Origin of the sequence: Nocardia terrae, assembly GCF_009760405.1 — a bacterium.
GTDB classification, from domain to species: domain Bacteria; phylum Actinomycetota; class Actinomycetes; order Mycobacteriales; family Mycobacteriaceae; genus Nocardia; species Nocardia terrae.
The window spans coordinates 1,671,765-1,698,099 of record NZ_WRPP01000001.1 but is presented as its reverse complement, the minus strand read 5'-3'; the positions used below and the strand labels follow the sequence as shown (position 1 = coordinate 1,698,099).

Below are 26,335 nucleotides of genomic sequence, written 5' to 3'. Positions count from 1 at the left end.
GATCGAGCTCGGAACCGCGGCGCCGCGCTATCGGGCGTGGGCGGATCGCACAGGGTTCGCCGTCGATGTCGGCTAATTCAGGCGTTGGTGCTGCTGTCGACCGGGATTGCGCCCGAGCGCAGCACATCGAGCAGTTCGATGGGCAGGTAGCCCTGTTCGGCCAGACGAGCCAGAACACCGCCGCTGGAAAGGATTTCCTGGATCATCGGGGGGAGTGGCGCGGTCCGACCGGACACGTCGCTGGTTTCGTTGCGGTACTGCCCGGTGCTGATGTCGAAGCTGCCGATATCGCCGTCCTCGAACAGTTCGGTGACACCGGGCGCGGTCAATGCGGGCAGTCCGGCGTTGATCGCGTTGCGGAAGAACAGCGAGTTGAACTCCTCGGCGATGAGCGCGGCCACGCCGAGGTGGCGAAACAGCTGCGCTACCGGCCGTGACGAGCCGACTCCGAAGTTTCGTCCGGCGATAACGATATCGCCGGGCTTCACGAGATCGGTCCAGCCGGGCCGGATTTGGTAGAAGATGCTCTTGGCGGCTTCGGGGATCTCGAGTTTCATGGCGAAGGCCGGGTAGAGTGCGTCGGTGTCGATCGAGTCGCCGAAGACCCAAACGCGGCCAGTGATGGTGGTGTTCATGCGGTGACGCTCCGGGGATCGGTGATGTAGCCGGTGATGGCGGAAGCGGCGACGGTGGCCGGGGAAGCCATGTAGATCTCGGCCTCGGTGCTGCCCATACGGCCGGTGAAGTTGCGGGTGCTCGAGGTCAGGCAGACCTCGCCGGACCCGATGACGCCCATGTGGTAGCCGAAACAGGCGCCACAGGTGGAGTTTGTGACCACACCGCCCGCATCCGCAATGTCTTGTAGGTAACCCAGCCGCATGGCGTCGCGGTAGACCTGCTGGGAGGCCGGAGTGACCAGTAGCCGAGTGCCGGGGGCGACGGTCTGGCCGCGCAGAATATCGGCGGCGATACGCAGATCGTCGAGCTGGCCGTTCGCGCACGAGCCGATGAACGCCTGATCGACTTTGCGGTGTTCGATTTTCGAGACCGGCACGCCGTTGTGGGCGACGGTGCCGGGGCGTGCGACATACGGTTCGAGCTCGGAAAGGTCGATCGTGCGCACGTCTAGATACTGAGCGTCCGGGTCGGCATCGGCGGGCTGGTAGTCCTCGACGCCGCGCTCGGCCAGGAACCGCGCAAGCACGTCGTCGACCCCGAAAGTGGCGAAGTCGGCGGAGATCTCGGCAGCCTGGGTGGCGATGGTTCGCCGGTCGTTGAGCGGGACGCTGCTCAATCCGGGGCCACCGAACTCAAGATTCTGGTTGGTCGCGTTGCCGTAAGTATCGGCGATGTGCAGGAAGACATCCTTGCCGCTGATGCCAGTCGGCAGCGTCCCGGTCAACTCGTAGCGGATGGTCGGGGCGACCTGGTACCAGGTGGAGCCGGTGCACAGGATGGAGTAGACCTCCGCGGGGCCCATACCACGTGCGGCGGTGTTGTAGGCGCCGCCGGCACAGGTGTGGGAGTCGGTGCAGGCGAGGACCTCACCGGGGCGGGCAAGCCCGTTCTCGGCGATCACCTGGTGGCAGATGCCGTGGCGGCCGACGTCGAAGAATTTCTCAATCCCGAAGTCGGAGACGAACTTTCGCGCTTTGAGGCCGCCTTCTGCGTCCTTGAGTGACGGGGCGGGCACCGCGTGGTCCATGATCACTGCGACCTTGTCGGGGTCGTGGATACGTGAAGGTGGGATCCACAGTGTCGCGAACTGCAAGTCGATCATGACGCACATGTCCACCTCGACGGTGACCAAGTCGCCGGGGCGTACCTGTTTGACACCCGCTTTGCGTGCGAGCAGGTTCTCGATCATGGTCATGCCCATGGGATTTCAGGCTCCTTCGATACGGTAGCGGTCGCCGATGTCGGACCACTCGGCCAGCCCGACGAGGTTGAAGAACTCGGCAGGCTTGGAGGGCATCAGCGGGGAGGGATCTGTGCCAGCGAGTTCTGCCAGGCTGGTCAGCATGGAGAAGGCAGCGACACCCAAGGGCAGGGAGGGGTGGATGGCGATCGCGTAGCCCAGTTCTTTGAGCCGCTCGCTCGATTCGATCGGGGTCAGCCCGCCGATCACCAGATTGATCAGCAGCGGCGCTTTGACTTCCGCGGCGATGCGGGCGATTTCCTCAGCGCCCTGGGGTGCCTCCACGAAAATGACGTCGGCACCGGCGTCGGCGTAAGCGTTAGCGCGTTCGATGGCCGCGTCGATCCCCAGCGGACCGCGCGCGTCGGTGCGCGCGATCACGACAAGTCCGGGGTCGGTGCGCGCGTCGAGAGCGGCAGTGAGCTTGGTGAGGAACTCACCGGTGGGGACCAGTTCCTTGTCCGGCAGGTGCCCGCACTTCTTCGGGAATGCCTGATCTTCGAGCTGGATCGCGGACACTCCGGCGGCTTCGTATTGCTGCACGGTGCGTACCACGTTCAACGGTGCGCCGTAGCCGGTGTCCGCGTCAGCGATCAGAGGCGTTTCCGTCAAGACGTCGACGAGCATGCGAGCCCGCTCGACCATCTCGGTCTGGGTCACCAACCCGATATCGGGCAGGCCGAACCCAGAGGCCGCGACCCCCGCACCGGTCATGTACGCGGCGCTGAAGCCCAGCCGCTGTACCAGGTGTGCGGAGATCCCGTCGAATACTCCAGGGGCGACGACGACATCTGCGGCGGCGATGGCCTCGCGCAGTCGTTGACGTAGATGCTGTGGCGTCACAGGGCTTTTCCGTTCAATCCAGTGCGCCGGCGACCGGCGCGGCGAGTAGGTTGACCAATTCGGTGAGATCGGGCGCAGTGTCCAGCTCCAAGACCACGTCCTGGATGGCGTCGAGGCGGGCGGGCTCGATGAGAGGCCCGACCAACGACCGATACTTCGCGATGAGGTCCTCGTTGGTGACGGGGTCGTTGGGACCGCCGTGGGGCTGGGTGATCCGCTTGTGCAGGACGGTGCCATCAGCGAGGGTGATGCTCAGGTCGGTGGCGAAACGCTCTGCCACAGGTCCGTTCTGGATTTCCTCGTCGAGCTTGACTTCGACTTTGCCCAGCAACTCCCACACGTCATCTGCGTCGAGGCGAGCGTCGGTGAACTGGGGCGGCAGCACCTGCCCGTCGAGCAGCGCGACCGCGGCGACATAGCCCAGATTCATCTGCGCGCCGATGCTGGTCAGAGGCCGCTGTGGCTCCCACCATCCATGGTGATAGACGGTGTGCCCCACTCGAATCTCGATGTGAGAGACCGTTGTCGGGTCAATATCGTGCTCGGCGCGCAGTTCCAGCGCTGCCTGGATGGTGCCGTGCAGACCGCCCTGGGCGGCATAGGACTTGACCATGATGAATTCGGTGTGCCAGCCCTCGCCGAGCCCGGCGATGACCTGGGCGGGGTCGGGATCATGGCCTTCACCGAACACTGCAAGGTAGCCGCCGTAGGGGCGGTCGAACACCTTCTTGATGCCGGTGTAACCACCAGCGGCCAGCCCGGCCGCATAGTAGCCGTTGCGGGCCGCGAAGCCGTGCTGCATCCGCTTGGACATCGCCTCGTACTGCGCGGCCATCAGGCCCGCTGATTGGGTGCCGGCCATACCGAGGGCATCTTCGAGCTGATCCACACCCAGCCCACGCAACTTTCCAGTAACCATCGCTGCTGTGTGGGTCCCGAACACGGGTCCGCTGTGCCAGCCCCGGGACAGCATCTGCGAGCCGTGCAGCGAAAGTCCCACGCGCGGACCGACTTCGAAGCCTGCGACTGCCGCGGTCAACGCATCGGCGCCGGAGACTCTGCCCGTATGCTGGGCCGTGGCCAGCAGAGTCGGCAGAATCAGCGAGTTGCTGTGCAGGGGCGCCAGCGGGTGGAAATCGTCGAGCTCGAAACCTTGCACGTAGGTGCTGTTCAACAGGACCGCGGCCGGTGCGGAGGTCGTGCTGCCCGTCCCGATCACCACCGCGTCGCCGGATCCTTCCAGCGCCAGCACCGATCGTGTCGCAACACGCGACCATGGCAGCTGCGCACCGACGAGCGCGCAGGCCACACCATCGAGAAGCAGGTGCTTTGCGCGAGTTTGAACTCGGTCGGGGATCGTGTCGGGGGACAGCTGCTCGACCCACCGGGCCAACGGCACCGTCACCTCTGGGGTAGTCGATTCGCTCATGCCTTCAGTGAACATGCCGCAACTACCCCGACCGCGAAATTGCGGGAAAGTGCAAACGGGGCTCAGACCGAAAACAGGATTGTGGCACCGCCCTGGTCGCGTGTGCGGGAAATCGACAGGCCCTGCGGACAGAGACAGGCGGGTGGCTCGGATATGAGTCGCCCGCCGGGGCCACCGGGAGGCCGCTGCCCTGGATCGCTTGCTGGGCCGATCGATCATCGTCGTGACCTGGCTCCGGAATGAGCCGACGACCACTGCCTGACGGTGTCAGCCTCGTTCTGCAGGGTCGACGACTGCAACGGCTGGTGTCCATTGCGTGAGCGTGCGCAGCGCAGAGTTTCGAACCGCCACCCGTTCGAGGGGTCGGCTCCATCCGTAGGTCAGCAGCAACGGCAGGTAGACCCACGACGGAGCCGCGACCCAGGTCGAGCGGCGCCCGATGCCGCGCACCATCGCGCGCGCCGCGGAATCGACGGGGATACCAACCTTCAAGAACCGAGGCAAACTGTCCCAGTACGGTTTGGTGGGCGCACTGCCCAGGACGCCTTGGGACATACTGGTGACAACAGTGCCCAGAAACGCTGTCCCTACGTTGATCCCGAGATGCGCCAGCTCCATCCGTAACGTGCGGGCGTACCCGTAGACGGCGTGTTTGCTGGCTGTGTAGAGGCCGCCTGCAGGAACTGGGATCAGGGCCGCCAATGACGCAGTGACCAGAATGTAGCCACCATCGAGCAGATACGGCACCGACGCAGAGACGGTGTTCATCACACCGAGAACATTCACGGCCATCACCTTCTCGGCATCGGCCGCCTGGATTTGGTGTGCGAGGGTGGGTGTAGGCATGATCCCGGCATTGGCTATGACCGCGTGGATGCCGCCGAACGTCTGTACGGTCTGGGCCAGCGCCTCCTGGATAGAGGCGACGTCGGTAACGTCGGCAACGATAGGTAGTGCGGCCTGCCCAAGGTCCGCGGCGGTGACGTGCAGTCGGTGGGCATCACGATCCACCAGTGCCACTCGCGCACCTTGCGCGATGAGCTGTCGGGCCGTAGCGGCGCCGATACCATCGGCGGCGCCGGTGATCAGTACGGTCAGTCCATCCAACGCGGATCGAGGCATGTTGACGTCTCCTGGTCGAGGTGTTCGGATCGCTGACATGGTGACAACTGACGCGTGACCAGCGAGCAAATCGCCGGAAACACGGACGAATGCAGTGTCGGGCGTTGAATGTCTACAAAGGTGCGATCGCTGACGCGGGAAACAGACGGCACATCCGGGCGCTCATTGCTGCGACGAGACTGCTCGATAGGAAGGCATTACATGACCGACATGCGATCCGCCGGTCGCGGGGTCGACGAAATCGATGTGCTGTTACTGGACGGGTTGCACGCCAACCCGCGCATCAGCTTCGAGAAGCTAGGGCCGGTTCTGGGTATATCCGCAGCAACGGCTTCGCGCCGCTGGCAGCGACTTTCGGAGTCCGGGCGTGCATGGGTCTCGTCGGTGCCAGGTCCGCATCTCGACCTCGTGGGCGCCATCTATGAGGTGCGCGCGGTCCCCGGCCAGATCCCGGAGGTCGCCCACCGCTTGGCCCGAATACCGCAAGTCATCAGCGTCTACTACACCGACGGCGGATTCGACCTGCAAACGATCCTGCTCGCCCGTGACATGCCGACCCTGGGCCGATTGCTGTCCGAACATCTGCCTTCAGTTCCCGGCATAGCCCGTGCACAAGCCCATGTGGGCATCGAGTGGTACAGCGGCGTGCATTGGCACCTGGGCGCGATCGACGCCCTTCAGAAGCAGTCAGTGGAAGATCGCGCCCACTCCAACGACCGCACCGTCCGCAACCGGACGTTCGAACCCGCCGACGAAGCACTATTTCTGGCACTGCAACACGACGGCCGAGCCCGCTACCGGGACTTGGCACGTGAGCTGGGGACCTCCGAACACCTCGTTCGCCGTCAACTCGATTCGCTGATCCGCCGCGGAATGATCGGTTTCCGAACCGATTTCGCGCGGCGGCAAGGCGGTTGGTCGGCCCAGTACGTGCTGTGGCTATCGGTGCCACACAATCGCGTCACTCAGGTCGGGCTTGAGATCGCAGGATGGCCCGAGACGCGAATCTGCATGTCCACCGTCGGGGTAGCGAACATGATGGTGATGTCTCAGGTCCATACGATCCCCGATCTCTACGACGTTCTCGAACGCGTGCGCCGAACTCAGTCCGACGTCGTCGTGGTCGATCAGCGTCTAGTGCTCCAGGCGGTGAAGTCGTGGGGCCGACTCTTGGACAGCGACGGGCATGCCATCGACGTTGTACCCGTCAACCCATGGGGACTACTCGACGAGCACGAGTGAGCAGTTTCCTCCGGCGTTCACGTGAGGCATCACCCGGAGTGTTCGCAGTGCCGTGCGGTCCCGACATCACTCACCAGACTCGACGAGCAAGCAATAGCCCGTCCAGAACAACGAACTCGACGTCGCGGCGGCGCCGGATTCCAGCAGATCCACATCGCGGATCACGACTCTCGGACTCACCAGCAGCGCCGCTCCGATCAACCCCAGTTGCGCAGCCACATTCCGTAGCAGCGCAACAGATCAGAGATCCGCTGCTGAGCCGCCTGCACTTCCGGGTTCCGTCGTCCCCCAGAACGCTGGGTATTACTGCGACGCGTACGTCGTTGGCGAGTTTGTGGGGATGACGGTGCGATCGGTGAGGGGGTTGACGAACCGAGGCCGACCCTCGACGAGGAACCCCAGTGGTCCCCTGGTAACCGGCGAAAGTCCTCGATATCGACAGTAACGCCCACGTCGGCTAGACCAGGCACGGCCGCGATGAGGTCAGTTGCTGAGAGCGTGGGCTCGACGCCCCGCTGCTCGTCGTGGACATGGCGATGGTGCCGCCGAGGGCGTAAACGATTACGCGCGGGCCGGTTTCGACCAAAGTCACTCAGGCAGCCTAGCGAGCTTCGCGGTTAAGATCGTCGAGAAACCGGCACTCTCGGCGCAAGGGGGTGACCGTCCTTGGGCACACCAGCAGACCATCACGAGTTGTCAGTCTCGCCGACACAACGCCGCATGGGCGGCACGCCGACAACCAGGAGCCAATCGACTACTGTGCGGCGCTGTGCCGTTGCTGACGCTGCTACGCCGCCCCCGCATCCTGGCGATCTGGTCGGCGCAGCTGCTGTCGATCCTTGGCGACAGGTTCTATGCGCTGGCGATCATGTGGATCGCGTTGGAACGCTCCGGCCCGGTCGCCATGGGCGCCGTCGCTATCGCGGAGAGTGTCCCGTTCATCCTGATCGGAGCCTTCGGTGTACGCCTGCTACAACGCTGCGCAACCTTCCGAATCCTCGCCGCGATCGACTGCGTTCGCGCGTTGCTCGTAGCCGCGATGCCACTGCTGTGGAACGCTGGCGGCACCTCCGCGATGCTGTGCACCGCCGCAGCGCTCGGGGCGTTGGCGGCGATCTTCGATCCATCCCTCAGCGCGCTCACGCCTGATCTAGTCGACGAGGACGAGCGGCACGCATTGGTCGCGGCAATGGACCTCAATGGCCGCATTGCCCGCGTCGCAGGCCCTGCGCTCGCGGGAGTGCTGCTCTTGCTCATACCAATCTCGGCCCTGTTCCTGGCCGACGCCATGACATTCACGGTATCCGTGGTCGCCCTGCTGTACTTGGCGTCGGCTCAGCCAGCTGTCGCCTCGTCGGCGACGACCGGCGCACCAGCGACCGCAGGAGCGCCGACTGCGTCAGCACGGCGGCTCATCCGACAACAACCCGCCCTCGGAGTGGCCTTCGCCGTCCACGCCGCCGGGCTGTTTCTGAACGCGCTTCCCGCGATCGGGCTGCCGTTGCTGCTGGCGCACCAGATCGGGGCGGGACCTGCGGCCTACGGGTGGGTTCTCACCGCCACCGGGCTGGCCTCGCTCGTCGGGAACCTGACCGCTTCGCGGATCCGCCCGGCCACTGTCTTCCTGCCACGGTTCTGCCTGGCATGGGCCACCGCCGGCGTGCTCATGATGGCGACCGGCGCAGCCCACAATCTCGCGCTGGTGCTGATGTTCGCCGCCCTGTCCGGGTTCGTAACCCCATTCATCTCGATCACCCTCGGTGCCCAGCTCGCCGCGCATCCTCGACCGGCCCGCCTACGGCTGGTCACGATCAACCACACCGTCATGCGGTCGGCAGGGACGGCGGGCATGGCGATCATTCCGGCGCTGATCGCGCCCGCGCCCGCCCGCGGATTCATCCTGGGCGGTACCGCGCTGGCGGTCGTCGCGGTCACGGCCTGGGCGATCACCGCCGCTGCGGCGCGCGCCCCTCGGACACGCAGCGTGCGGGTGGTGGAGGCCGCTGCCTCCACCACCCGCACGGATTCGACCGGTCAGGCAGCCTGAGATTCGGGGTCGACCAGATAGTGGGTGACCTCGACGTCGTCGACGGTCAGGTCGAGCCGGTCATAGATCAGGGTGTGCATTCTCGACAGGTACGCGCCGCGTCGCTCGGTGTAGAACTCCGGGTCGTACCAGACCACGCCCAGCACCACCCAGCCCGCGCCGGTTTCGCTGCCGCGTTCGGGCCGGAACCAGGTGTGCTGCCAGTCCCACAGCATGAGTTCCTCGGGCCGTGATCGCAGCCGCTCGTCGGAGTCGCGCAACGCGTCGATCACCGCTGCGGCGATCTTCGCGGTACGGCAGTAGTAGGTGCACTCGGACTTGGCGAACAGGCTCTTGTTGCCGCGGCGCGGCGTGCCGGGGCCTTCGCCCTCGAGTACCCGCACCATGGTCTCGGGGTCGTCGGGAATGACGGCGGCGAGTGCCGGTGAGATGGTGAGTGCCGACATTGTGTTTCTCCCTACCAGAAATGTGGTGAATAGGGTTCTCCCGCAACCGGTTTGGTTACGGAAGCCTGATGGGCTGCCAGCCCTCTCTGGTGGCGGCCGAGCCACGCAGATACGCGCTTCGGCGGGCGTAGACGACGTTCAGCCCGATTCGTGGACGGCCCGTCGAGTTCGACCCGGAACGATGAAGTAGCCGGGTGTCGAACAGCAGCACTTCGCCAACAGTCGTTGGCACCGTTGAGAATTCGCAGTCCGTCAGCCGCTGATCGCCGTGTGCTGTGAGCGCGCCGGTCTCGTCGAAGCCGTGCGGAAGGTACCCCCAGCGGTGCGATCCGAGCGCAAACTGCAAGGCGCCAGCGGCGGCGGGTGCATCACTGATCGACAGCCAGCTAGACACTGACTGCAGCGGATCCAGCTCGTAATCGACGCTCAAGCCGTCCTGATGCATCGGCACCACTGTCTGATCGCCGGGCCATTTGATCACGAGGAACGACTGGTCGACCCCGGACTCGGGCCCAATCATTCCGGCGACCCGATTGATCAGCGCGGGGGTCTGGACCAAGTCACGCGCCCACGCCTCACGTATGTGTGGATTGCTGATCAAGGTGGTGCGGTTAGGGCTGTACACGGACCCGAGGTAGTGCGTCAGCGCTCGCGCGGCCTGGCCGGTGGCCCACTGGGTGGGTGCGAGGTAGCCACGATCCGCGAACAGGCTCGTCGTCTGGTTCATTGCGATTCACCTGATTTCGTGGCTGCGCAGTATGCGCGGTGAGGGGCAGGGCCGAGGGTCGCCAAGTGGGCCAGGCGCTGGCCGAATACATCTGCGGCGAGGTCCATTTGGCGGAGAGCTTCTGCAGTCCCATCGGGATTACGCAGCATGGCCAGCAGCAGATGATCGACACCGACGCCTCCGCTCCCAGCCGCCACCGCGATCTCAGCAGCCGAGTTCAGCAGCGCCATAACCTCGGGAGTCACAGCGACAGTGGCATTGGCGAGGGCGACAGCGCGCGGTTGGCGCAGGTACTTCACCTCGGGGTTGAGGATGAGCACCCCTGCCATCTCTCGAATCTCGTCCGGAATGTCGCCGCCATCGAAGTGCTCAACTGTGGGAACGATGACCGCCTCGACGTCGAGCCGGTCAATCGCCACGCGGAGGCGATGCACCCGATCCTTGGTGCGCTCGCTGAACACGATCGTTTTGCGCAGATCGTAGCCAGTCCGGTTGGCGGCCTGACGGATTCGCAACTCGTCCTGCGCCTGATTCGGCCCCGACACATCAGTGCGAAGGAACCCAACGGCGGAAGGCAGCAACCCCATGCTCACTGCCCCCTGCCGGTTGGGGTGTATGTGCGTGACGGTTCGGCGTTGAGTCCTTCTTCGATGTCGGGAACGGTGAGCTTGGCGCGAGCGTGCCGTATCGAATCGACGACGCGGCCAGCTGCGGCGGCGACGAACAGCAGTAGCGCGCAAAGGGTTGTCGCGAGGATGATTCCCATGTCGGGTGCCCTTCGGGTTCGCAAGTCGTGGGTACCCGGCACCCGAGGCCGAAGGCTTCGGATGCTCGGTGTGCTTACAGCCTGGACTTCCGGATCCAGGGAATTACAGGCCCAAAGCAGGGAATTTCAGGTAATTTCCCCTGCACAGCGGCCAATTGCAGGGGAGCGGGCCTATGGTTCAGGTCGACTGGACAGCACGCGAAATTCGCGCGCTCCGCGCAGCGCTGAAGATGAGCCCTGGAGAGTTCGCCAAATGCGTGGACATCACACCGAAGACGGTGCCGAACTGGGAATCCGGGCGGACGACGCAGATACGCGCGTCGAGTAGGCGGCTGCTCGACAAGGCTCTCTCCGAAGCTGACCCCTCAGCGCGTGCCCGGTTCGAACAGGAACTGACACAAGAACAGTCCGATCTGGAGCCCGCCCTCGAACTAGGAGGTGACCCAACGAATCGTCGAGCCATGCTGCTCGGATTGGGAATAGGAGGGATCACGACTACAGGCTTACGAGGTGCGGTGTTGGGAGCTGCTCGCGAATCGGCGGTGCTGACCAACACAATCGACCGGCCTGCGGTCGATCCAGGCATGGTGAGCGAGTGTGCCGAGACGCTGCACCGACTCGCCACGGACTACGTGTTATGCCCAGATCTGGATCGAATCTTCCTCGAGCTGACCATCTTGCGTGATCGAGCGGCTGCAGCAGTCCATCACGCCGGCCGGCTGACTGACCTTCAGCATCTGTACGTTCTGCTCGCGGCCACCTGCACCCTGCTCGCGTCGGTATCGCACGACTTGGCTGAGCCCCACGCGGCAATAATCCAGACCGATTCGGCCGCCGCGTTCGCGAAGCTCGCTGGGCATCGCCCCTTGGAGAACTGGGTGTCGTGCACACGCGCGATGATCGCTTCATGGTGGGGGCCACCCGACGGTGTTCTTGCCGAAGCTGAGAAAGCTGGTCAGATTCAGGGCATTTCACACGTTCGGATGTCGGGGCTGGTTGCGCGCGCCCACTCGCAGATGGGCAACCGCCGCGGTGCGATCGACGCGATGGACACAGCCCGTCGTCAACGCGACAAACTGCCAGCGAGCGACAGCCTGACGGATTTGGGGCCGGTGTTCGCGTTCTCGTTGGCTCGCCAGCACTACTACGACGCGACGACCTACGCGCAGCTTGGCGAATGGCAGCGCGCAAAGTCGTCGGCCGAAAGCGTGGCCCACCTGTACTCCCCCAAGTCGACACAGACCTGGTCTGCGACATTGGCGCTCGCGCAAGTGACACTGGCGCGGGCGGAGTTGCACCTCGAAGGCGCTGATGCCGCGCTGGTACTTCTGCAACCAGTCCTGAAAATTCCAGCCGGACAACGCATCCCGCAGGTTAAGGTCGCGCTGAACTCCGTCGCAACGGACCTTCACCGCATGGCGTCCACACCGGATCGTCAGGCACTGAGGGAAGCTGTGCGAGACTTCGCTCCGATGAAGGAACTCTATGGCCAGTGAGAATCCGATCACGCGGGCACATCGCCTACTTGCGCCCCGCATCGCCTACCTGATCGGCACTGTGAGTGCCGAGAAGGTCGCGAACCTCATTCCGGTGTCTAATCTCACCTCGGTCTCTACCCAACCCCAGCAAGTAGCGCTCGCGGTATACAAGCAGTGGTCGACGTATCAAACGTTGCAAGAAGCAAGCGGATTCACTGTGTCGGTTCCGGTCATTGACCAGCTTGAAGGGGTATGGAAACTCGGCGCCCGCTATTCCCGTTTCCCGGTGCCAAGTCCTGCTGAGAAGTTGACGGCGAGTGGACTCGAGCTCGATCACCAGATATCCGAGTTCGGCCCGGTCCTCCTGACCGGAATCGGGTGGATGGCCTGCCGCACGGTCGCTCGCCTAGATCTCGGTGGCGACCACGGAATCATCATCGGGCAGACAGAACGCGTTTGGTTCAATCCTGCCTACATGGCGGCGGACGGCACGCCTAGCGGTTCTCCGCACCCGGTGATGCAGCAAACAGGGAACCAGTTCACCTCAACAGCAGACGAATTCACGTCGATCCCTTACTACTGAACATTCGGGTGCCGATCAGTACCGGTCGTCGAGGTCGGCCTCGTCGACTCGAGGGGGGCAGCGTCGGCTAGGCGTTCCAAGCCGTCTAAGCACGTCCTCGGCAGAGGCTCCGGCCGCGATATGTGCCAGCTCCGACCCCAACGACACCGCTGAGCATCGGCAGCGCGAGGAACGCGAGCACCTCATCGAACTGTTCAGGGCTCGGCACCGGATCGAAAGCCCGGACCGCACGCAATACCTCGGCCGCTCCGGGCGTCATGCTCGGATCCACCTCGGCAACCGTCGAGGACCGCAGAGAACATGGTGGTCATCCACGGTGGTTATCCCGGCCGTCGACCGCGATTGGCACACACAACGCGATCCGAGTTCCGGCTGAAAGATGACCGGCCGCACGTCGCGCAGGTGGCCCTGTACGAGCTACAGCTATCCTAAGACTCGTCCAATACCAGCCGGAACCGTTGTGTCACAACTGTTCCGGCGGCTATCAGAACCCTACGATCGAGCACACTAGGCGCGATTCCGTTGCAGCGACCGCATCAAGACGCAGTCGCGCAGATGAACTCATCTTCCAGGATCCCCACAACAAACGAATCCCATTCGGCCTCGGTAAAACGCAGCTCCACTTGCTGACCGCTGCTGGTGACCGTCACGCCGCCCCCCAACATCACAACGACGGTCAGAACGTCGTGGCCGACCTGGCTGAGGGCAACAGCCCCAGAACCCTTACTGAGCGCCAGCTGAAGGAACCCGTTCCAGCAGGATTTAGGCACCCTGATGATGGGCTGCTGATCTGGTTCGTTAGCAGATTGTCGCAGGTACTTGCTGTCGCGGACAAGCACATCCGTCTCGTCAAATCGAACCTCGACACACGTTTGGGTCTCGGACGACCGGGTGGACTTGAACCAGCCTGTACGTCCGTAAAGCGACCTGCTCATATCACCGACTCTATCCCACGCATGATGGCCTTCACCCTGTCCAAGCTGGCCTCGCGACTCAGCACCTTGCTTACCGCTCTGTCGTAGATGACCCCTAGATCTCGCACCCTGGTCTCAGTGTCGCGATCCTCGAGAATCTCACCGGTCACCGTTGTCTCGTGCCAGGCCAGTGTTGGCAGCCGTGGATTTGCGAAATCGATCAGGTGGAATGTCGCACCGCTGAATATGACTCGTTCGGTAGCCGTAAACGGGATAATCCGCATGTCGATGGTGTCCGGGTGCCGCTCGATAACATCGACCAGATGCTGGAGCTGCCGGTGCAGGATCTGGGGGCCGCCAATTTGCTGAACCAGCGCGGCTTCTCCGATGATGGCGGACAGCTGCAAAGGATCCTCCTCCACGAGGCGTAGCTGGCGCCGCATCCGCACTTCAACGCGTTGCTCGACCTCGACCGGCAAGACGGTCGCGACGCCGGCAGTCATGAGGGCTCGGACGTACTCCTCACACTGAAGCAAACCTGGGATAAGCACGCTTTCGTATGTCCGGATTCGCTGGGCGCCGTGCTCCATTCCGTAGTAACGGAGGAGCTCAGGCCCGAACAGCGCCGAGTACCTACCCCACCACCCACGCTCCTTCGCAGCGGCGCGGAGCAGGAATAGTTCCGCAGCTTCATCGGCCTCAAATTCGAGCACCTCGATCAGGGTCTTCAACTTGTCTTCCGCAGGGATCCTGCGATCCCCTTCGATCAGGACCCAGTAACCCCGTGATAGCCCAGCTTCCTTGACGATCGTTTGCACATCGATTCCCAGTTGCTCACGTCGCTGGCGCAGCCGAAGAGACAGCTCCCAACTTGCGACAGCCGGTGACACAGGAGGCATAGCTACTCCTTTCGTTGTCCTGCACAGTACTGCAACAAATGTGCGATCTGGCCCCAATTGATCGTTGCGTCTGTAACAGTTACAGGAATAGATTCTAATGTGCTACAGAACACAATTCCGATGTCGACATCGCCCGGGGGCGCGTCGCGGAAGAGGTGGTTGGCATGGCCATTCAGTCGCTTAGGGCACTGATCAACAGCGACCAAACGACGCATTCGGCTCGGTCAGTTGGGCATGGCGGATGGGTGGTGTCTTGGCTGCCCGGTCGCACAATCACCACCGAGCAGGCGGTGGCGGCGATTCAGCTGGCGGAAGCCGTCGCTGGGTTGACAGTCCTTGCCGCAATGCTGGGGCTCCCGCCGTGTGAAGCCGTCGGCAAAGTGATGCTCGATTTCCGCCCGCTCGACGCTCAAGCGGTACCGGCACCCAGGTCTCTGGGCGGGGGCATCTGATGACCGGCGCGGCAAGTCAGCGGCGACCATGCGCGTATGCGCTGCTTCGGACGGACAAGTCCGAACACGTCGAAGCTGTTGAAACTCAGCGTCTCTGCGACCTTGCCGAACGCCTCGGATTCGAGTTGCGCGGCGTCCTGGCCGCCGAGTCCGATGGCAATTTCGCCTCGCTTTTCGCCAGCTTCGAGCTGTCCGGCATTACCGCTCTGCTGGTGCCTTCGGCGCTGCACATGACGGGCTGGATGAACGTCGTCCGCCACCACGTCGACGTTTGGACCCTCGACCCGCTTGGGCGATGGCCGCGCCACTGCACGCCGGGACGCATGATCCCGTTCCGGCCTGGGCTGGGCGGCAGTCGATGACGCCCGCGATAGTGCATCTTCACGTGGAGTTCGGCCCGCTGATCCTGGATTTTCAGGGAGGTCAGCAGCAAGTCTCGGACGTTGCGGCCGAGCTGTCGACCATCGGGCTGGCACTGGTGGTGACCGTTGACGACCACGTCATGCCGGGGATGCCGAAGCTGCCCTGCTCGTGGCTGTGGGGGGACGGGTCGCGCCCGACGAGCGCCGGGCGCGGTCTGATCAACGACCCCTACCGCTCTGAGACGTCTTTGACCACGCGGACCGGCCCGATAGGGGCCGGTCCGCTTTGTTTTCGAAGTAGTTCCGCAAAGGGAGGATTGTGATGGTTTCGCTCGTGATATTCCTGACCGGCGTAAGTGTGGGAGGGGTCTTGGTGTGGGCGCTGGTGTCCTACACCGCGCTCAACCCCATGCCCTCGGAAGCGGCGGAGGATTCGGTTCCGATCGAGCGCATTCTGGCCCGGCTCGCGCATGAGGGTGTCAGCACCACCTCCTCACGTGCCGTGATGGCGGCCCGGAGACGTGATGCAGGCAAATCGACCGCCGCTGTCGTCCCCAAGCGTGCCGCGCACTCTCGGGTGAAAGGCCAGACCTCCCATGTCTGAGATGGTGATCGGCGAGCGCGAGCTGGTGCTGGCGGACCGGATGATCGCGCAGCGGTGTCAGCTGTATCAGTCGCAGTTCGACCTTGAGGCGTACCGCGCTCCGGCCCGCGGCGAGATCTGGGCAGCGATAGGTCCGGCCACGGCAGGGCTCATCATTCCCCGAGCGCTGGCAGCGAAGGCGGCGACGCTGCTCGGATGGCCGGGGCGCGCGCCGGTGTATAGCGTCGGCCCCGTGTTGCGGGTGTTCGTCACCGAGGGGCTGCCTAACGGCGCGGATACGCGCGGGCTGTCGGTCTCGCTGGTTCGCTGTGGGGCGGTTGCGGTCCTGTCGCCCTCGGCGCTCGCGCTGCCGACGCCCGGCGTGCGCCGCCGAAGCTGGATCACGGTCCCCCACGGCCCGTCGCGGCCACCGATCCGAGACGTCGCCGCCGCCGTTCTGCGCGCGACCACTCTGTAGCCCTTCCCGCATGCTCTAGCGACGGAGCCCGCTATGTCTGCGCCCGTACCCCCGCTTTCTCACATGTTCGTTCCCGCCGATGGCCCGCTCGCCGAGTTCTTGTGTCGGGTGGAGCTATTGGAGCTCACCCCGGCGCGCGCCGAGACCTTGCACGAGCTGCACGAGGATCACCCTCACGAGACGTGCCTGGTCGTGACGGCGACCGAACTCCACTTGCCTTGACCGGCAAGCAAACCCATCCCTGCTCGATCGCCGCTCTCGTACGGAGGATCGGTTACCGTATGTTGCCTCGCCGTAAGTCCCTGACCGCGACACCGCCGACCGCTGTCGGCTACATCAACCGCCACCGCATTCCCGAAGGCGCAACACCGGAATCGGTGGGTGGACCGATCCGAAGCTGGGCCGAGGAGCAGGGATATCGCTGACTGTCCGGAATTGCATCAGATGCGGTCCGGAGTCCTTGGTGCGCAGGTCATCTAGCACAATCCTCATCTTCGATAGTCCTCGAAGATAGCCCCATTGACCTGCCCGTTTACATTCGCATTCGCGTCTGATGCAATATCTGCGCATCAGACGGTTGGAGGATGGGCGTGGCCGAAGACTTCCATGGGCCCGGGACTGCACATCTCGAACTGGTCGATGGCGTGTCCTTCCTGCACCCCGAGGAAGCAGTCGTCGAGGCAATGCTGCGCGGCTGGGAACACCAGCAGCGAGGAGGACGCCTGTTGCAGCCCAAGACAATTCGTGCGCATGTGCAATTGGTGCGCCGATTCGCCTCCTACAGCAACGAGTACCCGTGGAACTGGACCGCCGCGCACTTCGACGAGTGGATGTCGCATCTGGTCGGAGAACTCGGCTTGGCCGAATCGACCATCCGCGGCTATCAGAGTGTGATCCGGGGTTTCGGCGACTACCTGACGCATAGGGCGTACGGGTGGGAGTCCGAGTGTGAGAAGCGATTCGGGACTCATCCGGTCCAGATCGTGCAGGAATGGAACACCCTCACCCACTTGCTCGAGTATGAAGGTTCACCCGGTCGACGGCCGTTCACCCGCGAGGAGTTACAGCGGTTCTTCGACTATGCCGACGATCAGGTCGATCGCGCGGAGCGCTCGGGCCGCAAGGGCGCGTTGACCGCCTATCGGGATGCGACGCTGTTCAAGACGATCTACGCCTGGGGCCTTCGTCGCACCGAGGCATCACGCATGGACACCGTCGACTTCTACCGCAATCCTCACGCTCGGGAACTGGGCAGATACGGGATGCTGCAGGTCCGCTACGGCAAACGCAGCCGAGGATCACCGCCGAAGCGGCGAGAGGTCCCCACGACGATGCCGTGGATCGTTCCGGTGATCGACGATTACCTGGTCAATATCCGGCCGCGCTTCCGAGTGCCGGAGCATCCGGCGGTCTGGCTGACCGAGCGCTCGGGCCGCCTGCGGCCGGCGGAGATCAACGACCGGTTCGGTCGATACCGGGACGCGCTGGGCCTGCCGAAAGAGCTGACGCCGCATTGTCTTCGACATTCGTGGGTCTCGCATCTCATCGAGGATGGAGCCGATCCGAAGTTCGTCCAAGCGGCAGCCGGACATGAATTTTCCTCCACCACAGCGGTTTACACCACCGTCAGTGGTGATTTCATGAACTCGATGCTGCGGGCGACCCTGGACCGGGTCTTCGCCAAGGAAGGATCTCGGACGTGACGGCCAAATTGGACTATCGCTGGAATCTGCGGCAGGTGATGGCGACCCGGGAGATGTTCTCGACCTCGGCACTGCGGCCGTTGCTGGCCGAGCGCGGGATCGACCTGTCACCGAGCCAGGTCTATCGTCTTGTCGCCGAGCGCCCTGAACGGCTGAGTTTGAAGATTCTGGTCGCACTGCTCGACATTCTGGATTGCTCGATGGATGACTTGATCGAACCGATCGCGGCCGACTCGGCACCCCGGTCACGCAAGACCGTCGGGGCCAGCAAGGGCACCGACACCGGGGTGGGCTCCTTCCGGCCGAAACCGGCCCGGATCACCCGCTGACTCGAGCGAGTTTCGGCGATGGATCACCTTGCGCCCTTGGAAGAACAGCTGATCGACCTGGTCGCCCAGATCGAGCCGACGTTGCCGCCACAGACTGTCCTGTCGGCAGCACACGCGGCAGCGTCGAGGCGATCCAAGCTGCTGCTCGTGGTCCAAGCCCTGCACACGCAACCGGATCTGCTGACCTGCGGCAGACCCGACGGTCCCGTCGCCGTCGACCAGTTCATCCATGCCCTGATGGAGGCCGGGGCCTCACACGTGATCGCACCACGCTGTCCCGACTGCGGCCGAGCACGTGCCCTCACCGCGCGTGCGGAGGGCTCCCGAATCTGCGAGTCGTGCAAGCAGAAACGACGAGTCGCCACCGGGTCCTGCGCCGGTTGCGCTGCCGTCCGCCGACTCGTCTCCCGCGACCGCCAGGGTCGCCGGGTGTGTGAACGTTGCCGTCCCGGCCGAGGCGTCGACCCCGTTGCCCTGCTCACCGGGTCGCTACGAGCCCTCGAGCCGGACATGGATCACGAGGCCATGACCGCGGCCATCGCCAAGGTCACCACAGCACCGCGCCACCTGCTGAACCTGGCATGGGAGCTGCAAGACCGACCGACTCTGCTGACCGGCGACGCGGTGCACGGCTCGACACACCTGATCCGGCTGATCACCGAATTGCGGCGCGTCGGCGCGCGCCGGATCGTCGTCCCGCTCTGCCCGGTCTGTCACCGCGACGTCGCACTCACGAATATTCTTGACGGCCAGCGCGTCTGCGGGTCCTGTCACAAGCGGGCCCGGCCTACGAAGCTCTGCGCGCATTGTGGCCGGGATCGCCACACCGTTGCCCGCACCGCCGACGGAAAACCGTTGTGTCAGAGCTGCTATCGGCGCATAGCGCTGCTGCATGAAGAGTGCACGCGATGCCACGAACAGCGGTTCATAATTCGGCGTCGAGGCGAGGAACGTCTCTGCGGCAACTGCTTCCGCCGCCCGACGGCCACCTGCGGCAAGTGCGGTCGCCACGCCGTCTGCCTGGGGGTCGCCGCCGGGCGACCCGTCTGCGAGACCTGCGCGGCGCGGAAATGGCCCTGCGCACGCTGCGGCAAGACGCTTCAGATCGCGGCCCGCGTTCCCGACGGGCGTCTGTGCCACACCTGCTACGAGAAGGATCCCCTCTCGTTTCGCGCCTGCACCGGATGCGGCAGCGTCGAACGGCTCTATCACCGCGAGCTCTGCCCCCGCTGCGCCCTCGCCCGGCGACTCGACGAGCTCGTGCACCACTCCAGCGCGGTGGACCGCACCGAACTGGCTGCCTTGCACCAGGTTCTGTTCACCACCGGTTCGCCTGCCTCCACACTGCGCTGGCTCGCAGAATCCGCCGCCAGCCGCACCCTGACCGACATCATTACCGGCGCTTGCCCTCTCACCCACGACGCCATCGACGCGCGGCTTCCCCGTAAGTCCAGCCGACATCTACGGGCGATCCTGGTGAGCGCGGGACTGCTCGCACCGCGCGATGAACACCTCGCCAACCTGCAAGCCTGGATCGACAAGACACTGGCCGCCGTCGACAACCCAGAGCGGCGAAACCTGCTGCGCCGCTTCGTCACCTGGCATCACCTTGCTCGGCTGCGCCGCAAACTGCGCGGCGAGTTCGCCGAGCACAACCAGGTGGACGCGATCCGCGTGAGCCTGCGAGCTGCGATCACCTTCCTCGGCTGGCTGGACCAGCAAAACCAGACCCTGGCCACCTGTCGACAAGCCGATATCGACCGCTGGATCGCCGACGGCCCCAGCACCCACTATCGAATCCGAGACTTCGTCCATTGGTCGGTCGCCAAGCGCTACGCCCACCCGCTCCAGGTCCCCAAATACCAACAGGCAAGCCAGACAAACCCACTCGACGCCGAGCGGCGGTGGGCGCTCGCCCGCCAGCTTCTCGACGACCACACCATTGCAGCCAAAGACCGTGTCGCCGGACTGTTCACGCTGCTCTACGCCCAACCCGCCACGAACATCGTCCGCCTGACCGCCGCGGACATCACCATTTCCAGTACCGACACCTACATCCGGTTCGGCACAGTGCCTTTGAAGCTGCCCGAACCCGTCGCCGTGCTTCTCGATGAGCACCTCCGGACCCGGACCTGCCGCACGGTCTTCGGCCGAAGTGACGAGTCCACCTGGCTGTTCCCCTCCGGCACCGACCCTGCCCGCCCCATGAGCCCGGGCCATCTCGGCCGCCGCCTCAGCAGGATCGGCATCCAATCCCGACCAGGTCGCCAGGCCGCCCTTCTCGACATCGCTACCCAACTACCCGCCGCCGTCATCGCCGACCTCCTCGGCATCAGCACATCCGCCGCAGACGGCTGGGTCGACCGTTCAGGCGCTTCCTGGGCCAACTACGCCGCACTCGTGCACCGGCGAACCACCCACTGAACGTCGTTGCCACAGAACGCCCCGTCACTGCGTGCATCCCTAATCGTTATTGCCGCAGGCAATCTGATGAGTCCTCGGATGCCGAACATGGTCCGGGAGTATGTGGTGTGGCTGAGTTCACGGTGCATGCGCGGCGCTCATGAGTAGGTTCTTGATCATGGATAACGAGGGGCCCAGCCAGACAGCACTCTTGACCGCCCAGGCGCGTGCTTATCACCAAATCGCTGACCAACCAAGGATTCTCACCGATCCGCTGGCGTCACGTCTACTCGGGATCACCGCCGACGAGCTGTCCGCCTTGGGCGAGCCCACCGAGGATCGTCCCGGGAGCGGCGCGCACTTTCGGCCGCGCCGACTGTTCTTCGCTGCCCGCGCCCGCTTCGCCGAAGATCGTGTGGCCGAGGCGGTCACGACCGGCGTGCGGCAGGTCGTGTTCCTCGGCGCGGGCCTGGACACCTTCGCCTACCGCAACCCGCATCCGGGCCTGTGCGTATTCGAGGTCGACCATCCCGCGACCCAGGCGTGGAAACGCCGACGCCTCACCGACTCCGGCATCGACCGACCCGAGAGCTTGACCTTCGTACCGGTCGACTTCGAAACCGACACACTGGCGGAAAGATTGGAATCCGCGGGATTCAGCAGAACGGATCCGGCCGTGTTCGTGTGGCTCGGCGTCGTCTATTACCTGACCCCGGACGCCGCTCGTGCCACGCTCGAGTACATCACTGAGCAATCCGAACCGGTCGAGGTGATCTTCGACTACCTGCAGCCGGGCGACACCGACGAGGACCGTGCGCAACTGAAGGAACGCGCACAACGAGTGGCAGCTGCCGGCGAACCCTGGTTCAGCTACTACACACCCGATGACATCGCCGCACAGTTGCGCGCGCTCGGCTTCACCACCGTCGAAGACCACTCCGCCACCGAACTCATTTCCGGATATCTCGACAACCCGGCGGAATTCGAGGGCCAGCCACCCCGCGCGCTGCGCGCCAGCCGCATACTACGGGCGAGCCGCTGAGAACTCTTCAAGCGATACTTGGGCAGACGTGAGGGATATCGGGGGGCGAATGAGTTCAGGTAAACCGTTGGTGATCGAAGCGGCCATCAATGGATCGACACCAAGGGACACAAATCCGAACGTGCCACGCACGGTCGACGAGATCGTCACGACGGCCCTCGCCTGTATCGACGCTGGTGCAACGATCGTGCACAACCACAACGACGAACCGAATGTCGGTGAGCCGAGCGCGCATTCGGCCGATCCCTATGAAGCGGCGTGGAGGCGCGTCTGGCAGACCAGGCCCGGCGTGCTGATACACCCCACAACCTCGGGCGAGCGCACGCGCGCGATTACCGATCGCTTCTCGCACATCGTGGAACTTCATCAGCGCGGCGCACTGACCATGGCCACTGCCGATGCAGGCTGTCTGTCACTGGCGTTCGATGGTCCCGACGGACCGACGGCCGTGCCCGTCTTCGGCAACTCTGCCGCCGACGTCGATCACGTGTTCCAGTGGTGCCGTGAGGTCGACCTACCATTGCATGTATCGATCTTCGAGCCCGGTTTCCTCATGCTCACCCTCGCGCACCACAACGCGGGTCGACTGCCGAAGCGGACGAAGATCCAATTGTATTTCGGCGGTCCGTCGGCACTTTTCGGCTTGCCGCCGACACAGGCCAGTCTGAACGCCTATGTCGAAATGATCAGCGGCACGGGACTTCCCTGGATGGTCGGGGTACCGCAAGGAGACGTACTCGGGTCAGGGTTGGCCGAGGCAGCCCTGCGGGCGGGTGGACATGTCCGAGTCGGTCTCGAGGATTACGCCGGACAAGAACGCCCGACCAACGAGCAGCTAGTGGCGCGCGCGGCCGATCTCGGCGCGCAGCATGGTCGCCCTGCGGCTGGCGTGGACGATGCCATGGCCGCTCTCTGGGGCTAGCAAGCCGTCTAGCAGTACTGAATAACGAAACAGGCCAGCTATTCCGGTGCACTAGATATCCGACTCCGCCAGTTGGGGGGGGGAACTTATCTCGCCTCCCACGATGACGCGCAGGCGGTAGCCGCGCTCACCCGCGCGACCGCCCGACCGGAGATCGAGGTGGTCGTTGTCCCGAACAGCGCTCATCTGCCCGCAGGCCAGCACGTAATCGTTGCTGGGAAACGGCGAACCCGTGTCATCGCCGTGCGATAGCGCACCCGGGGTACTACCCGCACCGATGCCGGGCATGTACTGCCCCCGGCCTGCCATGCATGCCGGGGGCGAACGAGTCGGGCACAGCCGAAATGAACTGTGCCCGGCCTGATTTCAGCCGATCGTTTTGCGGAGCACCAAGACGTCTTCATGCGTGATGAGGTGGGTAGGAAGGCCCGCCTGGCGCTTCTTGACCACGAAATCGCGTTGGAAAACGCTCGAGCGCGCGATGAACTCGCCATCAGCCAGGCGCCCAAGCAGCGCGACGCAGCGCTCGATCGGTTCGAGCCCCGCCAACGTGGCGCAGGTGATGATGTGCGCGGGCAGATCGATCAACTCGGTGTGCTGCCGCCACGGGCGGGCGGTGATGACGATGTGCCCGCCGGGGCGCACGTAGGCCGCGCTGGCGGCGAGGATGCGCGTGAATCCCGACAGCAGTCTCCCTAGGCCGACGTTGGCGAGTTGCCCGCGGTCGAGCACAGGGCCGTAGCGGTGGTTGCGCTTCTGCACGCCTTCACCGGGTTTGGTCTTGACATGGCCGTGGGTGGAATCGCCGTAGGGCGGGGATGTGATCACCAGATCCACCATGCCGAGGTGCTCGGCCGGAAGGACGGCATCGAGGCGGCGGGCGTCGCCGGAGTACACGGTGGCGCTCTGGTCGCATCCGGCGGTGCGGGCGAGGTCGATGTTGGTGCGGGCGATGGCCGCCCAGCGGGCTTCGTATTCGCAGCCGAGTGCGCGGCGGCCGAGGTGCAGGGCTTCGACGAGGGTGGTGCCGGTGCCGCACATCGGGTCCATGACCAGGTCGCCGGGCTGGGTGTAGTGGGTGATGGCGTGGGCCGCGACGGCGGGCAGCATTTTGGCGGGGTGGGCGGTGCCGTCGGGGTGGTAGCGGCCCCGTCGTTGTGTGGCGGGGGCGTGTTGTCCGGTGGCCCACACCGATACCGGCAGGGCGGGTTCGGGGCCGGACGCGGGGATGGGGAGTGCGTTCATGGCGATCCTTCCGAGCGGGTGGCTGGCGGGTTATGCGGCGGAGTCGAGTGCTGCGGGCAAGTGCTGGTCGTCGGGCCGCAGGAAGACGGTCAGGTCGGTGTGGACCACCGCGTGGCGGGGTTCGCGCTCGCCGTGTTCGGCACGCTCGGGTGTGGCGATGGCGTCGTCGCGGATGGGGGCGGCCACGACGTGGGCGAGGTAGAGCAGGTCGGCGGCTTGCGCGGCGCTCACGACCGGGCCGGTCGGGTCGTCGAGGATTCCGGCGGGGGTGTGCGTGCAGCGGGTGAGCACGGCCAGGATCCCGCCGCCGCGCAGCTGGTCGGCGGCGGCGAAGGCGAGGTGAGTGAAGGTGTCGGGACTGTAGGGGTGTGCGGGGTCGGGGAGCAGGCTGGCGATGACGAGGTCGGCCTCGCCGCGGGCGGCCGGCAAGTCCATGGTGGCCGTGGTGACCTCGCGGCCGATGCCGGCGAGGTCGGTGACGGCGCGGCGGGCGGCGAGCTGGTGGCGGCGCGCGGCGGCCAGCAGCTGCACTCGCGCGTTGTGGCGGCTGAATTCGGTGACTGCGCGGCGCAGTATTGCGGTCGGCCACAGTTGCTCTGGGTCGGGGAAGTCGGCGGGGCCGCAGGCCCAGATCGACGCCGGAACGGCAGCAGCGAGGGCGGGGCGGGATTCGTTCATGGGTGAGGGCCCTTCGTGAGGACGGAATACTCCTGCACCCGGTACTGCGTCCCTAAACCAAGAAAATCCATCCACAGTCTCGAATCAATTTTCTTCTCAGATTTCGACTCAAGGCAATGCGTGCGGTCGAGGAAGATTCGCGCTAACTATTTTTGGAGTTTTTCTCGAGATTCGACGTCCGTCGCGGTGCGAGCAGTCGTTAGCGTCGCCAAACATCCACGATGTACACACAACCCCTGGTAGAGGGATTTCTCAGGTGGTCGACTAAGCGGGCTTTCTCGTGCGTGAATCCGCCCTGCCGTCGAGGGTTCGTGTACTTTCCGTGTGCTTTCCGAATGCGGTTCGTGTACTTTCCGCATATTTCTCGCGTATTCGTCTTGCTGTCCTTGCTGGGTCGGATTTCCCGATTTCCATCCATGCAAGGAGTTGGTTCTCATGAATTCTCGCGACCGTGTTTATGCGAGGGATCCGCGTCTTCCGCTGTCGGCGGTGATCGCGCGTCTGGACCGCATCGCCGAGGACGTGGTGCCGCTGAGCGCCGAGGCCGCCGCCGCGTTGCCGGAGTCGCCGGTGACGTGGGGGCGGCTGGCGCATTTGTTGCTCGACACCTCGGTGTCCTTCGAGGTGATGGACGTCGATGTGGTGTGGCAGTGGTTGGTCGCCTGGGCCCGCCGCCAGGGCGACGAGGCGGTGCTCGTCTGCGCGGGGCTGGCGATGCCGATGCTGGCCGCGACCGCCGCGCGGCTGGCGATCCGGATCGATGGTGAACGTGCCGAAGCCGAAGCCGCCGTGCTGGCCGGGTTCGTGGAAGAGATCCCGCGGATCAACCTGCGCGCAACCCGCGTGTGGTGTGCGCTGCGCTGGGCTGCCTACCGGGGCGGACGCGCGTGGGAAGAAGCCGAGGCGATCACCACGGCTCCGATCCCCCGCCAGGAAGCGGGTATACCCGCGCAGCGCACTGACGGAGATCTGGAGACGTTGCTGGCGCTGGCAGTCGTCGAGGGCGTGATCGATGCCAAGGATGCCGCGCTGATTGCTGATACCCGCCTGGGCAGGCGTTCATTGCGCAGTTGCAAGTCCGAGCAAGCAAACTCCAACAACTGGCTGGTCATCCGGCGCAAGCGTGCAGAGGCACGTCTCGGAACATGGCTGCGGCAGCGGATCGGCGAGACCGAGTCCGGCCACACCAGCATCGTCGAGGCCGCCGCACTCGATTCTGCAGCGTTCGCGCTCGCCACTGAGAAGAAAGTTTCGCCGGCCACTGGGATTTCCGGGTCTCCGGGCACCAGTACCGGGTGCGCGAGACCTTCGCAGGTCTGCGCGCATCCGACTCACCCGGAGGTCAAGCGATGCGCCTAGCCCACTCCCCCCACACCACACCCCGAACTCGACGCGTCCTGGCCCGCACAGCGGTCGCCCTCGCCGCGGGCACCGTGGTCCTCGCCGCGGCAGGCGCAGCCAGCGCCGAGGCGGTGACGGTCCTGGCCGTGGCCGACTCCTTCGAGACCGTACTCAACAACCTGCGCAACTGGCTGATCGGGATTCTCGCGCTGATCGCCACGGTGTGCCTGACCATCGGCGGCACCCGCTACCTGATCAGCTCCGGCGACCCGGGCGAGGTCGAACGCGCCAAGGTCGCACTGCGGGCCGCGTGCCTCGGGTACGCGCTGGCGATGCTGGCACCGGTCGTGGTCGGCGTGCTCAAGTCGATCGTGGGCGCCTGA

Annotated in this window: 29 protein-coding genes; 15 read left to right on the top strand and 14 right to left on the bottom strand. The window is 64.7% G+C overall.

The window, feature by feature from the left end; genetic code table 11:
* Nucleotides 1–77 precede the first annotated feature (77 nt).
* The 5 genes from GPX89_RS07870 to GPX89_RS07850 form a co-directional block, all read right to left on the bottom strand.
* Complete coding sequence (locus GPX89_RS07870) at nt 78–623, bottom strand: LeuD/DmdB family oxidoreductase small subunit (RefSeq protein WP_328601662.1); 546 nt, start codon at nt 621–623, stop codon at nt 78–80.
* Between the two features lie 8 nt (nt 624–631).
* Complete coding sequence (locus GPX89_RS07865; RefSeq protein WP_157386547.1) at nt 632–1,879, bottom strand: 3-isopropylmalate dehydratase large subunit; 1,248 nt, start codon at nt 1,877–1,879, stop codon at nt 632–634.
* A 6-nt stretch (nt 1,880–1,885) separates the two neighbouring features.
* Nucleotides 1,886–2,761, bottom strand: coding sequence for an isocitrate lyase/PEP mutase family protein (locus GPX89_RS07860; RefSeq protein ID WP_328601595.1), 876 nt, complete (start codon nt 2,759–2,761; stop codon nt 1,886–1,888).
* Between the two features lie 13 nt (nt 2,762–2,774).
* The gene (locus GPX89_RS07855; protein ID WP_157386546.1) at nt 2,775–4,190 is read right to left on the bottom strand and encodes an MmgE/PrpD family protein; all 1,416 of its coding nucleotides are present in this window, start codon (nt 4,188–4,190) and stop codon (nt 2,775–2,777) included.
* Between the two features lie 267 nt (nt 4,191–4,457).
* A complete protein-coding gene (locus tag GPX89_RS07850) occupies nt 4,458–5,312 on the bottom strand; it encodes an SDR family NAD(P)-dependent oxidoreductase (RefSeq protein WP_157386545.1) in 855 nt (284 codons plus the stop codon).
* Nucleotides 5,313–5,513: 201 nt separating this feature from the next.
* On the opposite strand from GPX89_RS07850, the gene GPX89_RS07845 reads away from it, so the two are divergent.
* Nucleotides 5,514–6,554: an Lrp/AsnC family transcriptional regulator gene (locus GPX89_RS07845; protein ID WP_157386544.1), complete on the top strand. Its 1,041-nt coding sequence runs from the start codon at nt 5,514–5,516 to the stop codon at nt 6,552–6,554.
* Nucleotides 6,555–6,620: 66 nt separating this feature from the next.
* Here the strand turns inward: GPX89_RS07845 and GPX89_RS07840 are convergent, their stop codons facing one another.
* Nucleotides 6,621–6,773 carry a hypothetical protein gene (locus GPX89_RS07840; protein WP_157386543.1) on the bottom strand — a complete coding sequence of 51 codons (153 nt, stop codon included), beginning with the start codon at nt 6,771–6,773 and terminating at the stop codon, nt 6,621–6,623.
* Between the two features lie 550 nt (nt 6,774–7,323).
* Between GPX89_RS07840 and GPX89_RS07835 the strand changes: the two genes are divergently transcribed.
* Entirely contained in the window at nt 7,324–8,601 is a 1,278-nt protein-coding gene (locus GPX89_RS07835; RefSeq protein WP_157386542.1) for an MFS transporter, read from the top strand.
* On the opposite strand, the gene GPX89_RS07830 is transcribed toward GPX89_RS07835, so the two are convergent.
* From GPX89_RS07830 to GPX89_RS07815, 4 genes are read right to left on the bottom strand one after another with little or no spacing between them, the layout of a single operon-like run.
* The gene (locus GPX89_RS07830) at nt 8,589–9,047 is read right to left on the bottom strand and encodes a hypothetical protein (RefSeq protein WP_157386541.1); all 459 of its coding nucleotides are present in this window, start codon (nt 9,045–9,047) and stop codon (nt 8,589–8,591) included. The genes GPX89_RS07835 and GPX89_RS07830 overlap by 13 nt on opposite strands.
* A gap of 55 nt (nt 9,048–9,102) precedes the next feature.
* Entirely contained in the window at nt 9,103–9,774 is a 672-nt protein-coding gene (locus tag GPX89_RS07825; RefSeq protein WP_157386540.1) for a phytanoyl-CoA dioxygenase family protein, read from the bottom strand.
* On the bottom strand, nt 9,771–10,361 hold the full coding sequence (locus GPX89_RS07820) for a Clp protease N-terminal domain-containing protein (RefSeq protein WP_157386539.1): 591 nt from the start codon (nt 10,359–10,361) through the stop codon (nt 9,771–9,773). Before GPX89_RS07820 ends, GPX89_RS07825 begins: the two co-directional genes overlap by 4 nt.
* A gap of 2 nt (nt 10,362–10,363) precedes the next feature.
* Nucleotides 10,364–10,540, bottom strand: a complete 177-nt coding sequence (locus GPX89_RS07815; protein ID WP_157386538.1) for a hypothetical protein — start codon at nt 10,538–10,540, stop codon at nt 10,364–10,366.
* Nucleotides 10,541–10,713: 173 nt separating this feature from the next.
* Here GPX89_RS07815 and GPX89_RS07810 point away from each other — a divergent pair, with 173 nt between their 5' ends.
* Together GPX89_RS07810 and GPX89_RS07805 are read left to right on the top strand one after the other, a co-directional pair.
* Entirely contained in the window at nt 10,714–12,036 is a 1,323-nt protein-coding gene (locus tag GPX89_RS07810; RefSeq protein WP_157386537.1) for a helix-turn-helix domain-containing protein, read from the top strand.
* A complete protein-coding gene (locus tag GPX89_RS07805) occupies nt 12,026–12,601 on the top strand; it encodes a flavin reductase family protein (protein WP_157386536.1) in 576 nt (191 codons plus the stop codon). Before GPX89_RS07810 ends, GPX89_RS07805 begins: the two co-directional genes overlap by 11 nt.
* Nucleotides 12,602–13,137: 536 nt before the next feature.
* On the opposite strand, the gene GPX89_RS07800 is transcribed toward GPX89_RS07805, so the two are convergent.
* Together GPX89_RS07800 and GPX89_RS07795 are read right to left on the bottom strand one after the other, a co-directional pair.
* Complete coding sequence (locus tag GPX89_RS07800) at nt 13,138–13,536, bottom strand: DUF397 domain-containing protein (RefSeq protein ID WP_157386535.1); 399 nt, start codon at nt 13,534–13,536, stop codon at nt 13,138–13,140.
* Entirely contained in the window at nt 13,533–14,414 is an 882-nt protein-coding gene (locus GPX89_RS07795; protein ID WP_157386534.1) for a Scr1 family TA system antitoxin-like transcriptional regulator, read from the bottom strand. Before GPX89_RS07795 ends, GPX89_RS07800 begins: the two co-directional genes overlap by 4 nt.
* Before the next feature lie 164 nt (nt 14,415–14,578).
* On the opposite strand from GPX89_RS07795, the gene GPX89_RS07790 reads away from it, so the two are divergent.
* The 9 genes from GPX89_RS07790 (at nt 14,579) to GPX89_RS07750 (ending at nt 22,688) form a co-directional block, all read left to right on the top strand.
* A complete protein-coding gene (locus tag GPX89_RS07790; protein ID WP_235946693.1) occupies nt 14,579–14,866 on the top strand; it encodes a hypothetical protein in 288 nt (95 codons plus the stop codon).
* Nucleotides 14,866–15,228, top strand: a complete 363-nt coding sequence (locus tag GPX89_RS07785; RefSeq protein ID WP_157386533.1) for a hypothetical protein — start codon at nt 14,866–14,868, stop codon at nt 15,226–15,228. The genes GPX89_RS07790 and GPX89_RS07785 overlap by 1 nt, the downstream gene beginning before the upstream one ends.
* Nucleotides 15,229–15,550: 322 nt before the next feature.
* Nucleotides 15,551–15,832 carry a hypothetical protein gene (locus GPX89_RS07780; protein WP_157386532.1) on the top strand — a complete coding sequence of 94 codons (282 nt, stop codon included), beginning with the start codon at nt 15,551–15,553 and terminating at the stop codon, nt 15,830–15,832.
* Nucleotides 15,825–16,289, top strand: a complete 465-nt coding sequence (locus tag GPX89_RS07775) for a hypothetical protein (RefSeq protein WP_198347293.1) — start codon at nt 15,825–15,827, stop codon at nt 16,287–16,289. Before GPX89_RS07780 ends, GPX89_RS07775 begins: the two co-directional genes overlap by 8 nt.
* A gap of 683 nt (nt 16,290–16,972) precedes the next feature.
* Nucleotides 16,973–17,992: a tyrosine-type recombinase/integrase gene (locus GPX89_RS07770; protein WP_157387153.1), complete on the top strand. Its 1,020-nt coding sequence runs from the start codon at nt 16,973–16,975 to the stop codon at nt 17,990–17,992.
* The gene (locus GPX89_RS07765; RefSeq protein WP_328601594.1) at nt 17,989–18,321 is read left to right on the top strand and encodes a helix-turn-helix domain-containing protein; all 333 of its coding nucleotides are present in this window, start codon (nt 17,989–17,991) and stop codon (nt 18,319–18,321) included. Before GPX89_RS07770 ends, GPX89_RS07765 begins: the two co-directional genes overlap by 4 nt.
* Nucleotides 18,322–18,846: 525 nt before the next feature.
* Nucleotides 18,847–20,745, top strand: coding sequence for a hypothetical protein (locus tag GPX89_RS07760; protein ID WP_157386530.1), 1,899 nt, complete (start codon nt 18,847–18,849; stop codon nt 20,743–20,745).
* Nucleotides 20,746–20,902: 157 nt separating this feature from the next.
* Nucleotides 20,903–21,766, top strand: coding sequence for a class I SAM-dependent methyltransferase (locus tag GPX89_RS07755; protein ID WP_157386529.1), 864 nt, complete (start codon nt 20,903–20,905; stop codon nt 21,764–21,766).
* Between the two features lie 49 nt (nt 21,767–21,815).
* Nucleotides 21,816–22,688, top strand: a complete 873-nt coding sequence (locus tag GPX89_RS07750) for a BKACE family enzyme (RefSeq protein WP_157386528.1) — start codon at nt 21,816–21,818, stop codon at nt 22,686–22,688.
* Nucleotides 22,689–23,054: 366 nt separating this feature from the next.
* Here GPX89_RS07750 and GPX89_RS07745 read toward each other — a convergent pair whose 3' ends face one another.
* On the bottom strand, nt 23,055–23,933 hold the full coding sequence (locus GPX89_RS07745) for a TRM11 family SAM-dependent methyltransferase (RefSeq protein ID WP_157386527.1): 879 nt from the start codon (nt 23,931–23,933) through the stop codon (nt 23,055–23,057).
* Between the two features lie 30 nt (nt 23,934–23,963).
* Nucleotides 23,964–24,611 (bottom strand): hypothetical protein, encoded by a 648-nt coding sequence (locus GPX89_RS07740; RefSeq protein WP_157386526.1) that lies wholly within the window; start codon nt 24,609–24,611, stop codon nt 23,964–23,966.
* A gap of 435 nt (nt 24,612–25,046) precedes the next feature.
* Here GPX89_RS07740 and GPX89_RS07735 point away from each other — a divergent pair, with 435 nt between their 5' ends.
* Both GPX89_RS07735 and GPX89_RS07730 read left to right on the top strand, forming a co-directional pair.
* The gene (locus tag GPX89_RS07735; protein ID WP_157386525.1) at nt 25,047–25,970 is read left to right on the top strand and encodes a hypothetical protein; all 924 of its coding nucleotides are present in this window, start codon (nt 25,047–25,049) and stop codon (nt 25,968–25,970) included.
* The gene (locus tag GPX89_RS07730) at nt 25,961–26,335 is read left to right on the top strand and encodes a pilin (protein WP_198347292.1); all 375 of its coding nucleotides are present in this window, start codon (nt 25,961–25,963) and stop codon (nt 26,333–26,335) included. Before GPX89_RS07735 ends, GPX89_RS07730 begins: the two co-directional genes overlap by 10 nt.

What these genes read in the sequence shown, in the direction of transcription:
- GPX89_RS07800 (WP_157386535.1), bottom strand. Translation starts at nt 13,536, where the DNA reads ATGAGCAGGTCGCTTTACGGACGTACAGGCTGGTTCAAGTCCACCCGG.
- GPX89_RS07790 (WP_235946693.1), top strand. Translation starts at nt 14,579, where the DNA reads ATGGCCATTCAGTCGCTTAGGGCACTGATCAACAGCGACCAAACGACG.
- GPX89_RS07735 (WP_157386525.1), top strand. Translation starts at nt 25,047, where the DNA reads ATGAATTCTCGCGACCGTGTTTATGCGAGGGATCCGCGTCTTCCGCTG.
- GPX89_RS07795 (WP_157386534.1), bottom strand. Translation starts at nt 14,414, where the DNA reads ATGCCTCCTGTGTCACCGGCTGTCGCAAGTTGGGAGCTGTCTCTTCGG.
- GPX89_RS07805 (WP_157386536.1), top strand. Translation starts at nt 12,026, where the DNA reads ATGGCCAGTGAGAATCCGATCACGCGGGCACATCGCCTACTTGCGCCC.
- GPX89_RS07780 (WP_157386532.1), top strand. Translation starts at nt 15,551, where the DNA reads ATGGTTTCGCTCGTGATATTCCTGACCGGCGTAAGTGTGGGAGGGGTC.
- GPX89_RS07760 (WP_157386530.1), top strand. Translation starts at nt 18,847, where the DNA reads ATGACCGCGGCCATCGCCAAGGTCACCACAGCACCGCGCCACCTGCTG.
- GPX89_RS07775 (WP_198347293.1), top strand. Translation starts at nt 15,825, where the DNA reads ATGTCTGAGATGGTGATCGGCGAGCGCGAGCTGGTGCTGGCGGACCGG.
- GPX89_RS07740 (WP_157386526.1), bottom strand. Translation starts at nt 24,611, where the DNA reads ATGAACGAATCCCGCCCCGCCCTCGCTGCTGCCGTTCCGGCGTCGATC.
- GPX89_RS07810 (WP_157386537.1), top strand. Translation starts at nt 10,714, where the DNA reads ATGGTTCAGGTCGACTGGACAGCACGCGAAATTCGCGCGCTCCGCGCA.
- GPX89_RS07855 (WP_157386546.1), bottom strand. Translation starts at nt 4,190, where the DNA reads ATGAGCGAATCGACTACCCCAGAGGTGACGGTGCCGTTGGCCCGGTGG.
- GPX89_RS07755 (WP_157386529.1), top strand. Translation starts at nt 20,903, where the DNA reads ATGGATAACGAGGGGCCCAGCCAGACAGCACTCTTGACCGCCCAGGCG.
- GPX89_RS07825 (WP_157386540.1), bottom strand. Translation starts at nt 9,774, where the DNA reads ATGAACCAGACGACGAGCCTGTTCGCGGATCGTGGCTACCTCGCACCC.
- GPX89_RS07785 (WP_157386533.1), top strand. Translation starts at nt 14,866, where the DNA reads ATGACCGGCGCGGCAAGTCAGCGGCGACCATGCGCGTATGCGCTGCTT.
- GPX89_RS07865 (WP_157386547.1), bottom strand. Translation starts at nt 1,879, where the DNA reads ATGGGCATGACCATGATCGAGAACCTGCTCGCACGCAAAGCGGGTGTC.
- GPX89_RS07745 (WP_157386527.1), bottom strand. Translation starts at nt 23,933, where the DNA reads ATGAACGCACTCCCCATCCCCGCGTCCGGCCCCGAACCCGCCCTGCCG.
- GPX89_RS07770 (WP_157387153.1), top strand. Translation starts at nt 16,973, where the DNA reads ATGCTGCGCGGCTGGGAACACCAGCAGCGAGGAGGACGCCTGTTGCAG.
- GPX89_RS07850 (WP_157386545.1), bottom strand. Translation starts at nt 5,312, where the DNA reads ATGCCTCGATCCGCGTTGGATGGACTGACCGTACTGATCACCGGCGCC.
- GPX89_RS07730 (WP_198347292.1), top strand. Translation starts at nt 25,961, where the DNA reads ATGCGCCTAGCCCACTCCCCCCACACCACACCCCGAACTCGACGCGTC.
- GPX89_RS07815 (WP_157386538.1), bottom strand. Translation starts at nt 10,540, where the DNA reads ATGGGAATCATCCTCGCGACAACCCTTTGCGCGCTACTGCTGTTCGTC.
- GPX89_RS07830 (WP_157386541.1), bottom strand. Translation starts at nt 9,047, where the DNA reads ATGTCGGCACTCACCATCTCACCGGCACTCGCCGCCGTCATTCCCGAC.
- GPX89_RS07845 (WP_157386544.1), top strand. Translation starts at nt 5,514, where the DNA reads ATGACCGACATGCGATCCGCCGGTCGCGGGGTCGACGAAATCGATGTG.
- GPX89_RS07820 (WP_157386539.1), bottom strand. Translation starts at nt 10,361, where the DNA reads ATGGGGTTGCTGCCTTCCGCCGTTGGGTTCCTTCGCACTGATGTGTCG.
- GPX89_RS07750 (WP_157386528.1), top strand. Translation starts at nt 21,816, where the DNA reads ATGAGTTCAGGTAAACCGTTGGTGATCGAAGCGGCCATCAATGGATCG.